The 13,227-nt window shown below is 59.2% G+C and carries 15 protein-coding genes and 1 tRNA gene; 2 read left to right on the top strand and 14 right to left on the bottom strand.

The features are described 5' to 3' along the window. Positions 1 to 67: 67 nt before the first annotated feature. The 7 genes from QP324_RS11535 to QP324_RS11565 form a co-directional block, all read right to left on the bottom strand. On the bottom strand, positions 68 to 928 hold the full coding sequence (locus QP324_RS11535; RefSeq protein WP_049377319.1) for an HtaA domain-containing protein: 861 nt from the start codon (positions 926 to 928) through the stop codon (positions 68 to 70). 86 nt (positions 929 to 1,014) lie between these two features. Then, entirely contained in the window at positions 1,015 to 1,656 is a 642-nt protein-coding gene (locus QP324_RS11540) for a heme oxygenase (biliverdin-producing) (RefSeq protein ID WP_049377320.1), read from the bottom strand. Between the two features lie 177 nt (positions 1,657 to 1,833). Beyond that, entirely contained in the window at positions 1,834 to 2,883 is a 1,050-nt protein-coding gene (locus QP324_RS11545) for an HtaA domain-containing protein (protein ID WP_049377321.1), read from the bottom strand. Then, positions 2,876 to 3,670 carry an ABC transporter ATP-binding protein gene (locus QP324_RS11550; protein ID WP_049377322.1) on the bottom strand — a complete coding sequence of 265 codons (795 nt, stop codon included), beginning with the start codon at positions 3,668 to 3,670 and terminating at the stop codon, positions 2,876 to 2,878. The genes QP324_RS11545 and QP324_RS11550 overlap by 8 nt, the downstream gene beginning before the upstream one ends. Next, positions 3,670 to 4,707, bottom strand: coding sequence for an iron ABC transporter permease (locus QP324_RS11555; protein WP_152687319.1), 1,038 nt, complete (start codon positions 4,705 to 4,707; stop codon positions 3,670 to 3,672). The genes QP324_RS11550 and QP324_RS11555 overlap by 1 nt, the downstream gene beginning before the upstream one ends. Then, on the bottom strand, positions 4,700 to 5,746 hold the full coding sequence (locus tag QP324_RS11560; protein ID WP_049377324.1) for a hemin ABC transporter substrate-binding protein: 1,047 nt from the start codon (positions 5,744 to 5,746) through the stop codon (positions 4,700 to 4,702). Before QP324_RS11560 ends, QP324_RS11555 begins: the two co-directional genes overlap by 8 nt. Positions 5,747 to 5,756: 10 nt before the next feature. Beyond that, entirely contained in the window at positions 5,757 to 7,640 is a 1,884-nt protein-coding gene (locus QP324_RS11565) for an HtaA domain-containing protein (RefSeq protein ID WP_284816122.1), read from the bottom strand. A gap of 120 nt (positions 7,641 to 7,760) precedes the next feature. Here QP324_RS11565 and QP324_RS11570 point away from each other — a divergent pair, with 120 nt between their 5' ends. Continuing rightward, on the top strand, positions 7,761 to 8,264 hold the full coding sequence (locus QP324_RS11570; protein WP_284816123.1) for a hypothetical protein: 504 nt from the start codon (positions 7,761 to 7,763) through the stop codon (positions 8,262 to 8,264). Between the two features lie 39 nt (positions 8,265 to 8,303). Here the strand turns inward: QP324_RS11570 and QP324_RS11575 are convergent. The 4 genes from QP324_RS11575 to QP324_RS11590 form a co-directional block, all read right to left on the bottom strand. Then, a tRNA-Ser gene (locus QP324_RS11575) sits at positions 8,304 to 8,391 on the bottom strand. Positions 8,392 to 8,480: 89 nt separating this feature from the next. Beyond that, positions 8,481 to 8,681: a CsbD family protein gene (locus tag QP324_RS11580; protein WP_005323174.1), complete on the bottom strand. Its 201-nt coding sequence runs from the start codon at positions 8,679 to 8,681 to the stop codon at positions 8,481 to 8,483. Between the two features lie 51 nt (positions 8,682 to 8,732). Continuing rightward, positions 8,733 to 9,164 carry a nucleoside deaminase gene (locus tag QP324_RS11585; RefSeq protein ID WP_284816124.1) on the bottom strand — a complete coding sequence of 144 codons (432 nt, stop codon included), beginning with the start codon at positions 9,162 to 9,164 and terminating at the stop codon, positions 8,733 to 8,735. A 25-nt stretch (positions 9,165 to 9,189) separates the two neighbouring features. Beyond that, positions 9,190 to 9,669 carry a tRNA adenosine deaminase-associated protein gene (locus tag QP324_RS11590; RefSeq protein ID WP_005323176.1) on the bottom strand — a complete coding sequence of 160 codons (480 nt, stop codon included), beginning with the start codon at positions 9,667 to 9,669 and terminating at the stop codon, positions 9,190 to 9,192. A gap of 39 nt (positions 9,670 to 9,708) precedes the next feature. On the opposite strand from QP324_RS11590, the gene QP324_RS11595 reads away from it, so the two are divergent. Next, positions 9,709 to 10,737, top strand: coding sequence for a prephenate dehydrogenase (locus QP324_RS11595; protein ID WP_239279072.1), 1,029 nt, complete (start codon positions 9,709 to 9,711; stop codon positions 10,735 to 10,737). On the opposite strand, the gene QP324_RS11600 is transcribed toward QP324_RS11595, so the two are convergent. The 3 genes from QP324_RS11600 to QP324_RS11610 form a co-directional block, all read right to left on the bottom strand. Then, positions 10,734 to 11,768: a trypsin-like serine protease gene (locus QP324_RS11600; RefSeq protein ID WP_239279073.1), complete on the bottom strand. Its 1,035-nt coding sequence runs from the start codon at positions 11,766 to 11,768 to the stop codon at positions 10,734 to 10,736. The two genes, QP324_RS11595 and QP324_RS11600, sit on opposite strands and share 4 nt — an antisense overlap. A 2-nt stretch (positions 11,769 to 11,770) precedes the next feature. Continuing rightward, positions 11,771 to 12,694 (bottom strand): DUF418 domain-containing protein, encoded by a 924-nt coding sequence (locus tag QP324_RS11605; protein ID WP_225746108.1) that lies wholly within the window; start codon positions 12,692 to 12,694, stop codon positions 11,771 to 11,773. 168 nt (positions 12,695 to 12,862) lie between these two features. After that, positions 12,863 to 13,054, bottom strand: coding sequence for a hypothetical protein (locus tag QP324_RS11610; protein WP_250413155.1), 192 nt, complete (start codon positions 13,052 to 13,054; stop codon positions 12,863 to 12,865). Positions 13,055 to 13,227: the final 173 nt, after the last annotated feature.

The raw sequence follows: 13,227 nt of genomic DNA on the forward strand, positions 1-13,227 counted from the left end.
AAGGACTCGATCGGGTGGCCACGGCGGAGCGGCGTAGACAATACGGCCGCGAGAGCGCGCTCGCTGTTTAAACGTACTTCGACAAACTCAGGCCGGGAAGAACGAGGTCAGAGAAGAAGGCGCTAATTTTCTTTACCTGCTCGATAACAGCAGCAATGGTCTTGCCTAGTTTGCCGAACGAAGAACCGTGGAAAGAAGAGCCATCGGCTGCAGCGTTGTCGCCCGAAGGCTTCTTTTCTGGGGTCCCCTGGTCAGATGGTTTAGCGTTTTCGGAGGCACCGTCGAATGCCACGGTGAGATCAGAGTTGGCATCGTCAAGCGGCTGCCCCACCGGGTACTTGCCCAAGAAAATGTCGGAGCCCGTTTGGGTTAGCGAGGTGGGGGCATCAGTTGTGGCGTAGGACTTGCCGGTTTCCGGCACCAAGGGTTCAGTAAGCGTGAAGGTAGAGATTGCGGCGTCATCGCCAGACAATTCAACCGGCTTGTTCTTAAGCGGGCCCGAGGCGCCCGTAAGTTTATAATCCGCAGTGATGGTGGCGTTTTCGCCTGCTACTTCTACCTTAATATCCGAGAATGTGAGATCCAGGCCGTAGGAACCATTAGGGCCGAAGCCTGGATAGCCTTGAATCTGCACGGATCCCTGAGTACCAATAGTGCCGTTTCCCTCAGCATCCAGCGTGGTGTGGGCGGCATCGACCGGGAAGGTGAAGTCCTTTCCTACCTTCTCCGCGCCTTCGGTGGTATTGATTATGCCTTTGGCAAGCGGATTGGTGTCCACGTGGTGAATGAAGGATTCCTTGATGGGCCAATTCAATTGGCCGGATTCCACGGCGGGGACATCGGCTGGAGCCTCATCGGCAGAGGCTACGGGCGCGGTGACGGCGCCGAGTGCAACCGCTCCAACGGCAATGACGGATGTTGTTTTCATGAATTTCTCCTCTTGAGAGCAGTGGTGAAGCTTTGCCTAAAACATTAGGCGAGCCTTACCTTAATTGGAAAATTAGAAAAAGTAAATCAGTGTCGCTTATCAAGCTCGGCGAAGATTCCCGAGTTGAAAGCGAATGCGCGCTGCGCCTCCGAGAGCAATGCCTCACGCTGCTCCGCAGTCAGCATGAGACTGTCTAGGCGTTCGCGGTAGCCCTTGCGGTACGGCGGAATCTTGCCGATAGCACTGAAGTCATAAAAGTTCAGTGCATCCGGTTCGATGTCATAAAGCGTGCCGAGGCGCGCGGCAATCACCTGGCCGCCGGAGATATCACCGAGATACCGAACATAGTGGTGGGCTACCACTTCTGCCGCACTGCCGGATACCTCTTCTAGGCGGGCAACGTAGGATGCCGTGGCCGGCAGGATCCGGATCTTTTCGCGCCAGTCGCTACCGACGAGCGCCGCCAAATCCGCCTCCAGAGCGAAGCGCCGCTCAAGGCGTGGATCGGCCACCGCACCGGCGATTGGAGTATGCGCCACACTGCGGACTCCATGCTCCAGAGACTCATAAACAAACCACAGCTGGCCACTCAAATCGGCTGCGGCCTCAGCGCTCAGCTGGCCCGACATGAGCCGCTGCATAAACGCCGAACCCTCCGCGTTCTCGTGAGCCTGGGCGGTCTCCTCGCGCAATGCGACGGATAATGGTTTCTTGAGCGTCACAGTCACTGACTTCCTCCAAAGTAATGCTTACCTAATGTCTAAATATAAAAGTAAGGTTAGGCAACCCTTATCTACAAGGCTTGTGGGGAGAAATCAACCAAAAGAACTAACTCCCCACCCCCGCAAGCAGTGCTCACGGTATTGGGATGTGGCTGCCGGCACGGGGCGCTTAGCTAACCCCTATTACCTGTGGAGAAGAGCACGCACGCTCTCAAGGGCGCCCGACTTTATAAAGGCCTGCCCAAGAATGGCAAACATGCTGCCAATGGTTGCTACGCCCAAGATGTAGTTCCACACCTTGGCAAAGCTAGAACCGGAGGGAGTGTCCTTCTCAGGCTTATCAGTTCCCGGCTTCTTAGACTCCGAAGATTCAGGGCTCTTTGAGGTCTCCGGCTTCTTCGGCGATGCCAGGGTCTGCGAGCTCGCTGGTGGCTGACTCCGTGGCTTCTCTTCCTTTTCCGGCGAAGCTACCGGCGGCTCCGGAGCAGGCTCATTCTGCGGCTTTTTCTGATCCTGCGGCAATTCTTCCTTCTTCTGGCCACAACCAGAGGAAACCTTGAGGGTTAGGTGGGCATCATCAAGCTCAGGCTTGTTCTCCGAGCTATACATGCCCATGAAGAGTTGGTCTACGCCCTCGATTTTTCCATCTTTTGTTCCCTGCTGCTCCTTGTACCGCACATCGCTGGCGGAAAGGGTGAGTGTATCGCCCTCCTTGGTCCATTGCGCCGTGCCGTGGCCAAAGATCCCATCCCCGGTGCGCTTATTGGCGTCGATGTGGTCGTCCTCGGTGTATTGAAGCATATTCTTACCCTCTACGTGATAAACCTCGTAGCCGGAACCGAGATGGGCTTCATTACCGGAGGTCTTGATGAAAGGTGCCACAACCGTGGAATGTAGAGCGCCGTGGTGACCGGTGAACGTGATCGAGGAGTCTTTGCTTTCGATATTGGACGACACCACATTGCCCTCCTCATCTACCGTTACCGTAGAGGTTTCAGGATCTACCTCGAAGCCGAAAGAGAAATCCTTCCCCTTAGGATCACCGGTTTGCGTCACTGGGCCACTAGTGGACCAATCACCAGCAGCGAAACCGGTTTTGAGGTAGGAACGCCACGAGTACTTAATTCCCCAGTTCAAGGAACCGGATTCTATGGTGCAGGTTTCTTCCGCAGAAGCGTGTGGCACGGTGAGTGCGGTCGCCGCGAGAGCAGTGACCACTACTTTCTTAAACATGGAAATCCTCCAATTTGTGTGAGAAGAGTGGGTTGATGGTGGGCGTTGCACGCTGCGGATGTACCCGCAGCCCCTCGACGGATATCGGCCAGCCATACGCTTGAGACAAGGTAGGACCGGTAAAGACCTCATCTACGCGCCCTTGGGCTGCTAATCCCCCGCACGCTAGGCATACGAGATGATCGCAATATGCTGCTGCCGCATTGAGGTCATGCAGCACCACGAGGACGGCGACGCCTGCCTCGCGGGCAAGGGCTTTTACTGAGCCCAACAGTTGTTCTTGGTGCCGGATATCCAGCGCGGCCGTTGGCTCATCGAGCAAGATCACCGGGGTATTTTGGGCAAGCACCCGTGCGAAGGCCGCGCGGGCACGCTCACCGCCGGACAGCGTGCTGATGTCTCGGCCCGCTAAGTGCGCGACGCCGGCGGTATCGAGGGCGGCGTCAATAAAGTCATCGTCAAGGTCTGCGTAGGCAGTTCCTTCCCACGGGCGGCGCCCCATCGCAACGACATCGCGGACGAGGAATTCGAAGGACACCGAGACGTCCTGGAGCATCACTGCACGCGTGCACGCGAGCTCTCGCGCTGGCGCCTTGGGCGATAGCCCACCCACGGTGATTTCACCGGAATAATCGATGTCTCCGGCAACGGCGGCAAGTACGGTGGATTTGCCGGCGCCGTTCGGGCCGATAAGCCCGGTAACTTCGCCCGCTTGGGCGGTAAAGGACACTTGGTCCACGAGGGTGTGCTCCCCCACGCGAACAGTTAAGTCTTTGACGTTTATCATCAGTGCGCTCCTTTGCGCATCATGCGCCGTAGCAGGATGAAGAACGTGGGACCGCCCACCAGCGCGGTGAAAATGCCGATGGGAAGATCCGCAAAGGGAATCATCGTGCGCGCTGCCACGTCAGCGAAACCAATGAGCACAGCACCGCCAAGGGCGGAAGCCGGCAGCAGGATGCGGTTTTCTGGTCCGACGATGCTGCGCAGCAGGTGGGGAACGATAAGTCCCACAAAGCCAATGAGGCCGGCGAAGGAAACGGCCCCTGCAGTCAACACTGCCGATGCCACGATCGCCACGATGCGCAGCCGTGGCACGTTCACACCGGTATGCGCGGCGGCGCGCTCGCCGAGCGCGAGGACGTCTAACTGCTTACCCAGGCGCAAGGCCACTGCGAGGCCAACCACCACGATGGGCAGTACCGCCCACACGTGTTTCCACTGTGAGCCGTTGAGGGAGCCCATCTGCCAGAAGATGATCGCTTCGCGGTTGGCGGTCGGCGCTAGGTACACCATGAAAGAGATAATGGCGTTGCATACCGCATTGATGGCGATGCCGGTGAGAATCAGGTGCACCACAGCCACCCGTCCGTTGTGGCGCGCAAGCTGATAGATGATGAAGGTAACCAGCAGCGCGGTCAGGAAGGCCGCGGCTGGAACGGTAAAGGTACCGAAGAACTCGATATTAAAGACGATGACCACGGCCGCACCAACGCCCGCACCGGAGGTAACGCCAATAATGGAGGGTTCTGCCAAGGGGTTGGCAAATACCGCCTGCATCAGCGTGCCGGCAACGCCCAAGGCCGCGCCCACCACGAGCCCCAAGGCCAAACGCGGTAGGCGGATGCCCCACACCACACTTGCGGTCAAGGAATCCTCCCCGTGGCCAGCTGCCAAAATGCGAAAGAGATCAGACAGCGGTACATAGTATTGCCCCAGCACGACGGAGATGAGCGCCGCGACAACGGTGAGGATCCCCAGCAGTACGAATATCCAAGTCCGCTGCGTGCGTCGGCGTGCGAAGGTGTCCGGGTCCTTACTCATTGTCCGGGTCATACACAGCCTTTGCTAGCTTCACCAGCGTTTGCCCAGTCATGGGACCAAATGCCAACGACTGGCCGTCCGGGATGGTCACGATGCGCTTCTTTTGGCCGGCGGTGGTTTGAGCAACGCCGGGCCGCTCCAGCAAGCCGTCAATTCCGCCGGTGGATTCCAGGCCATTGGTCATCATGATGATCACCTCTGGATTGATGCGCGCCAGCGCCTCAGCATTAGCGGGTTCCGCATAGGAAAGGTTGTTTTCTGCAGCCACATCCACACCGCCAATGCCTTCAATCAGATCTTGCGCACCGGTACCATCACCCATGATGAAGAAGACGCCACCGTTTCCGCGAGCGTAAAGGAACGCCATGCGCATTGGATCATCGGGAACCAACTTCTTGATGGCTTCCTTTGCCTCGTCGATTTCCTTGGTGGAACGATCCGCCAGCTCGCGTGCTTCATTGGGCAGGCCGAGGGCATCGCCAAGCGTGGTGATGTCCTCACCCACCGAATCGATCGTGCGCTCAGGTTCCATCACCACGGTGGTGACACCCGCCGCGCGGATTTGATCGATGGCATCGCGCGGGCCAATGGAATGGTCTGCAATGACGAGCGTCGGCTGCAGCTCCAGCACCGCCTCCACGTTGATGTTGTGGCCACCTTCGGTCACCACCGGAAGATCGGCCAGGTTGGGCTCGGTAGAAGAAACTGTGCGGCCGACGATATTATCCGCAAGCCCCAAGCCGCTAAGGGTATTGGTATAGGTGCCATAGATATCCAAAGCCAGGATGCGGGAGGCATCGGTGACGGTAACGTCGTTACCATCGGCATCGGTAAGCTCCACCGGAAGCGCCGGCTCTGCCTTATCAGTAACCGGTTCGATATCGTCAAAATCTTTGACGTCACTGACACCTTCAAAAGATCTGGGATCCGAGAGATCAGCGGGATCCGGTAGCTGATCGGTATAGCTTCCCTGCACACCGCACGCGGTAAGACTGAAGATGCACAGGAATGGTACGAGGAAACGAAGAACAAGTTTCACGGCAATCTTTCTAAGAGTTGTTCATGACAAGCCGGCTGGTGGAGCCACCGGCGATGATCAATCCGACAATGAAGAGCAGTAGATAGGTCGTCGGGTTATCTAGGCTCCCGCCGGGAGACGTCGCGGACTTGACCTTGAATCTGTTCGATCCGTCCTCGTATCCCTGCCCCGAGTCACCGGCTAGCACTGGATCCCCGGCCCCGGCATGAGCGCCGCTTTTGGAACTAAGAGTTCCCTTTCCGTTTCCGCCTGCGCCAGATCCACCGGATCCGCCGGATCCAGAACCAGAGCTAGATCCGCCACCACCGGATACGGCGGCGCAATCAGCGCTTCCACCCAAGGTGGCGTGGAAGCTCAACGGGTCCAGCTGGGTGCCTGGTTCATAGAACTCAGCGAGTGCCTGGGAACCGGCTTCAGAAAGCGATACCGCAGCTTCACCGGACACGGCGTCCGTGCCGATGTCGAGGGATTTAAAGTTCAGGGTGCCAATAACAGTGCGTCCAAAGTCATTCTTCTTCCCTTCCATATTGGAAGAGCGCACGTCAGCAATAAGCTCGCCAGAATTGCCGTTAAAGGTGATTTCCAGGTTGGCGATGTTAAGGTCCAACTTGCCGTGGTGCCCAGTGAACTGCATGCTTCCGCCATATTGCACGGAGCCCGCGCCATCTTTTACGGCACCAGAGTTACCCGTGAATTGGAAACGCCCATTGTCATAGCCAACACCAGAGAGATCCCATCGGCCCTGGGCAATGGATCCGGTGATATAGGACTGGAAGGATTTCTTTAAACCCCACTGAGCAGTGGCTTGAGTAACACCAGTAGCCTCACAGACGGCACCGTCCCCGCCAGATCCTCCCTCGCCCGAACTACCTGAGCTCGGGGTGCCAGAGCTCGCAGATCCAGAGTGCGCAGGACCAGAAGCCGCTGTTTTGCCAGCACCTGAAGCACCGCTGCCTCCGCCCGAACCAGAGTTGCTCGGTGATGAATTTCCCGATGCAGAGTTAGTAGAAGCCGAGTTTCCTCCAGTGGAGTTCGACGTACCCGAAGTAGAACCACCCGAATTCGAGTTCGATCCACCCCGGTTATTGAAAGACTCCAACTCATCCAGGAACGCCTGGGTATTGCCCATGAACGTAGTAATCCCGTTCATCGTGTCATTGGTTTCAGACAAGATGTCCATAGCTTCCTTGTTAAAGCCCGTGAAGGAACCCGTAATGGAGGTCAATGGGCGCTTCCCACCGGAATCAGAGCCAGAACCGGATCCGGCGCACGAGCCGTCGAGCGCAATGCTGCCGGAGGACGGATCTAAGGCTTCGCCCGGCTGGTAGAAGCCGGTAAATAGCTTGGCCCCGCCGGAGGTCAGAGCGGTAGATCCAGACAAATCAACCTTCCCGGCACCATCTTCGACGGGGTTGGCCAGATTAATGGTGGCGATTACCTCATCATTGCCTTGGATCTTTTTACCGCGGCTGAGGTCTTGGCGGTTCATCTCATAGGAGACGTAGTCCACGGAAATCTGCGCTTGCTTTCCAGAGGCCTTGACCTTGAAGTCCGACATCGTCATGTCCAAGATCCCATCGTGGCCGGTAAAGCTCAGCGTTCCATTGAACGGAATCGTGACGTTTCCACCAGACGCATCGGGCTTTCCTGGGGTAAAGACGAACGCACCATCGCCCTGTTCGTCGCCTGTAAAGCCAATGCCATTGGCACCCCATCCACCGTGGGCGATATTGCCCTTGACGTAGCTGCGGAATGACTGCTTGATACCCCACTTCCATGTGCAGGATTCATCTGCGTGGGCCACTGGAGCAGATGACAAAAGTGGGGCGAATGCCGCGACGAGGAAAGCAGCGACGATGATGCCGAACGCCGACTTCCACAGTTTTCCAATCATATTGAGAACCTTGTTTCCGTGTCTAAAGACGATATAGGCTAGGCTTGCCTTAGTGCAGTAAGTTTATCCTGTCCTAACTTCTTCCAGCTGTCAATAAACCACCCCTATAAGAAGCAAAGAATGCAAAACGACTCCCGCAAAGACATCTTCACCAGCATCTATCCAGATGTGGATCCCACACAGAACTTCCCACTCACGTTCGGTGAACGCTTATCCTTAGCTCTTTCCGTCGGCGTATTTATGTTCGGCGGCGTAAGCGGCAACCTGCTCATCGCCAGTATCGGATTGGGCTTTGTGGTCGCCTGTTCCTTGACACTTGGCCATAAAACGCCACGCCGCATCCGCGCAGAGGCCCGTAGCCGATTCCCACGGGAACCGTGGGCCGAACAACCCAGCTTCCTCGTGCCCGTCGCATGGATCGTCATCGCAGCAATCGCGGCCCTGGCGTGGTGGTTTACCCCCGTGAAATACCTCACGTGGACCGCGGGCATTATTGCTGTCGTCGCGGCTATCGCAACGTGGTTCCTCCCCACCCTGCAGCACCGCCGCGCGCGGTCTGCACGCCCAAAGCAGGACGCTTTAGCCACCCCAGCGCCCCAAGGCTCCCTGGCGGAGAAAAACTAAAATAGGCCCCGACCTGCATTAACAGGTCGGGGCCTCGCGCGGTGGCGGCGGGATTTGAACCCGCGGTTGGGGGTTACCCAACAATCGCTTTCGAGGCGATCACCTTCGGCCGCTCGGACACGCCACCGCGTTCCAGATTACGGGAGTGGGCCCGAGCGACAAAATCGCTGCGCCGGCGGGGTGCCAGCGCAGCGATATGAGAAACGGGGACGAGGATTAGTCGTCCTTCAGGCCACCGATAACCTCGTTGGCCTTGTCCTTGATGCCTTCGGCAGCGTCAGACAGCTTGTCCTTAGCCTCGGAGGTGACCTGGTCGGCCTTGCCCTCGTTAGCTACGTCCTTGTTGTCGGTAGCTTCGCCGTAGGCTTCCTTTGCCTTGCCTACAAGGCCATCCTTCTTGTTTTCCAAATCGCCCATGTTCACTCCTTTGAGTAGACGGTTGTTGTATGACAACCAGTGTACGCACGTTTAGCGCAGGCCGTCGAAGAAGTTTCGGAGCAACCCAGCGCATTCGTCTTCGAGGACGCCGCCGCGGACCTGCGGGGTAAAGGGGGCGGTGGGGGCACGCAGGACATCGATAAGCGAGCCGCACGCGCCGGTCTTGGGCTCGAAGGCGCCAAAGACCACGGAAGAAACACGGGCAGCTTGCAAGGCGCCGGCGCACATGGCGCAGGGTTCTAGGGTGACGACGAGCTCGCAACCGGAAAGCCGCCAGCCATCGCCGTGCACGCGGACGGCCTGGCGAATGGCCTCGACCTCGGCGTGGGCGGTCGGGTCCGCCATTTCTTCGCGGCGGTTGACGCCGGTGGCAAGTTCGGTTCCGGCGGCGTCGTACAGCACCGCACCCACGGGGACGTCGCCGGCCGGCGTACGCTTGGCGACGTCGAGGGCACGGCGCATCCGAGCCTCAGCGCGCAGCAAGGGCTCAGGCGTTATCAATGACGTCTTCCAACTCATCGCCAAAGCCGAGCTCGCCGGCGATGCGCAGCAACATATCGGAAGGCCAGTCCTCATCATTGTCAATGATGTAGCCCACCTGGTCCTCGGATAGACCAAGGTCAGCGAAGATATCGAAATCGCCCTCGCCATAAGGATCGGCCTCTTCGGGGTCCACATCCGGGATTTCATGGTCGTTGATATCCATGAAATCGGCAGCGAAGTCATCGTCGACACCATAGGTGGCGTCCGAGATGAGCATCTTTACCCCGCCCGGCACTGGGCGCACGGCAATAAAATAGGCATCCTCCACGCACAGCAGCGCGAACGCAGCACCCTCGGAACGCAGGCTGCGCACCGCATTGATGGAAGTCTGCGGATCCTCAAAGTCATCGTTGAAGCTGCGCACCAGCCATTGGCCCGCGTTGCGGGCGACGGTTACCGCGAAGGAGTAATTTTCGTTGCTCATACCTCGTGAGATTAGTCGTGTTGTGCCACAATTGTCATCGTGAGTTCTCAAGATGTTCAACGCCCTATCTGCATTATTGGCCTCGGCCTCATCGGCGGCTCTTTGCTGCGCGATCTCGCCGGATACAATCACCACGTTTTTGGATACAACCACTCCACGTCCGGCGCTCGCACTGCAGTAAAGCAGGGTTTTGACGTCACCGATGATCTTCCGGCGATTTTGACCCGCGCGGAGACGGAGAACGCGCTCATTGTCATAGCCGTGCCGATGGGCGCTGTGGGAAGCGTCCTCGATGCCATTCAGGAGCACGCGCCGAGCTGCGGTATTACGGACGTCGTTTCCGTTAAGACGGCAGTGCGCCAACAGGTCCTGGAGCGCGGAATGGAGTCGCGCTATGTGGGCGGCCACCCGATGGCGGGCACGTCAAAGTCCGGTTGGGATAACTCGCAGAAGGATCTGTTCCGCCGCGCGGCGTGGGGCATTACCTATGACTACGCCGCCGAGTGCGAGGCGCGCGGGGAAAAGATTCCGAAGCAGTGGATTGAGACCTTCACCGAGGTCGTGCGCATGACCCAGATGGTGCACGCAGAGGCGGTGCCTATCCGCGTGGCTAATCACGATGCCGCGGTGGCGCGCATTTCCCACCTGCCACACGTCTTTGCGGAGATCCTCGCCGTGGTGGGCGATAACGGCGGAATCCTGGCGCAGTCCCTGTCTGCCGGTTCTTTCAAGGACGCTACCCGCGTGGCCGGCACTCACCCGGAGCTGGTGCAGCAGATGTGCGAGACCAATGCGCCGGCGTTGGTGGAGGCATTGGACGAGGCCTTGGACTTGCTGCACGACGCCCGCGAGAAGCTCGACTCCCCTGAGCCTTCCATCGCTGAGCTTACCGACGCCGGCTACCGCGCCCGCACCCGCATCGACGCCCGCTCCGGCGCGCGCAAGGAATCGGTCTCCCCGATCAAGATTTCTTCCCGCCCAGTGCTGCGCCTGCACCCAGGCGGCCCGAAGTGGGTGGCGCAGTTGCGCCAATCCGAGTCCCTGGGCGGACGCATCGAGATTTTCTAGCCTTTGCGGCCGCGGTTGCGCAGGCGGGGAATCCGCGCCAGCACCGCGGCGGCGATCAGGCCGACGGCTGCTATGCTCCCATAAAGCCCCGCACGATCTGCACTGGTCTGCGGGGTTTTCGGCGGTTCAGGGGTGGTCTCTGCGGTAAGGATTGCTTCCTTATCGCGGCCGCTCACCACGCCTTCTACCCAGTCCTTGGTGCCGGCCAGCGTGGTGATTGCCGCGCTTGGCGAGGGCAAGTCCGGATCCCCATTCGCCGTTCCCGCGGTGGCCAAACCGGCAAGCTTTCCGTCGACGAAGAAAGGCCCGCCGGAGTCGCCGCCCTGCATGCCTGCGCGGCCGGTGGAGTGCACATCGAGGATCGCGCTTTCAATCAGCGGCATCGCTTCGCCGGCCGGTACGCTTTCTGTCCCCTCTGGTGCGCTGAGCCCCGGCATGGCCTCGGCCGCGGGAATGCTTTCTCCGCCAGCGGCATCCTCGGCGGCAACCTCGGCGCCAACCTCGGAGGCGTCTGCGGCACCTGGTTCGGTGGAGCTAGCGGGGCCAGCAGGGCCGGCGCCGAGGAGCTCGGCCACTTCCATCTCCGCCTGCGGCAGCTGCCCGCGGCGCGCCATAGATGAACTGCTGCTCCAGCCGTAAAGCGTGCCGCGCTGACCGGGTTCTGGCACGTGAGTGGAAATCTCGGCCGGGGTGGTGTCGGTGACGGGGGTGGTGAGGTGGAGAAGGGCGGCGTCGGAAAGCGGGGATAGCGCCCACGAATCGGCGTCGTAGGTGGTGCCATTGATGCGGGCCTGCGTGCCCTCATTGTTGACGGACTCGAGGCAATGGCGCGCGGTAAGCACCCACTGGGCGGCTACGAGGGTGCCGGTGCAATCGCCGAAGCTGCCCACGCGCCCGATTTTCAACTGCGCCACGGTGCGAGACTCCGCCGAATCTTGGGCCGGCTCGCCGTGCTCGAGGGCGCTGGCAGGGGCGGCGGTTAATGCCACGATGCCGGCGGTAAGCAGGGCGGGGAAGATTTTGTGCTGCATGATTAGTCCTTCTTTCCGGCAGGAACGGCGATGGCGATGATCTTAGCGACGGCCCATTCGGCCGGCCCCTTCCCTATCAGGCGGCGCCATAGGCTCGCGAGGACGAGGAAGAGGGCGATAAACGCGCAGGCCCACCCGGTGTTGTGGAGGGAGACGTGACTTTGCCAGTAGTAAGCGGTGAGCACATGCAGGATGTAGATGCTCAGCGACATCGCCCCCAGCGCAGCAAAGGGATACGCCAGCTTAGGCACCGCCCGACCGATAAGCAGGCATAGGTGCAGGACGATGGCGGCTACGGCGATGGACAGAACAATCTCTCCTAGCACGCCGGTGTGGCCGGTAAAGCGCAGCCAGCCAGGCATATCCGGGGTAAAGCGGAAGTAAAAGCCGGCTGCCGCAACGGCCGCGGCGATGGCAGTGGACACCCACTGGGCAGCGGCACGGGCGCTGCGGATATAGATCTCATAGAGCAGCATGCCAGCAAGGAAATAGGCACAATAGGCCAGCAGCGGATAGACCTGCGGAAGGGTCAGCGGCGCATATTTTATGGTCGCGGCGGCGGTAGCAGCGGCGAGAAGCAGGAGCTTCCACCACCAGCGCAGCGGCGGGACCCAGGACACCAGGATCATCGTGATGCCGATGACCACGAGGACGATTTGAATCTCACCGCCCACGGGCAGCAGGGCGAGGCCGATAAGTGTGATTATGCAGCCGCGGGCGATGATGCGCAGGAACGTGGTCGCCGTGAAATCGCGGGAAATAAGCATCAACGTGACGCCGGCCAGAACGGCGAATAGTGCGGCGGGCAGGCCATTTAAAGTGACCTTGGTATGCCACACCAAGGAGGCCATATGCAGAACTATCATGCCGATAATCGCAAGTGAGCGGGCTATATCGAGCCCTACAATGCGCGAGGGTGCTAACACTTAGCGTTCTCCTTCAAGACGGAGGGGAACGCGTCGCGGCGCTCCCCTTGTTAATAAAGACTTTCTTTTTCTACTAAGCCCGTCTGGAAGGTTGCTGCGAATATTTTATACGTGTCCTGCATTTTATAAGTGGATTGCGTGAGACTTGTGCGGACCTAGTCGGCGGACCTAGTCGCGGAAGGAACTATCGCGGCGCTTGCGCGAACGAGAAGGATCGGCGGCCAGCTTTAGAAGCGGGGCTGCGGCGATGCCGATTGCCAAGCCGGCCACAAAGAGCCAGAACATGCCAGAGCCCAGCCACAGCATTAAGCCAAGGATGGCGCCGGCGATGAGGCCGGGAACAAGCGAGGAAGACTTCATAGAGCGGAACTAAGGGTTAAACGACAGAAAGTGTGTCTGGATTCGGTGATTTGTAGTGGTTGACCTCTAGGTTTCAGAGAAGTATATGCTCCGGGAGCATATATCTGGCTCCGGGACGGTAAATCCACGGTGTGGCAGCAGTGATGTGCTACATGCGGCGTGGTGTGGTGTCG

The sequence above is a fragment of the Corynebacterium sp. UMB0012 genome (assembly GCF_030216265.1).
GTDB lineage: Bacteria > Actinomycetota > Actinomycetes > Mycobacteriales > Mycobacteriaceae > Corynebacterium.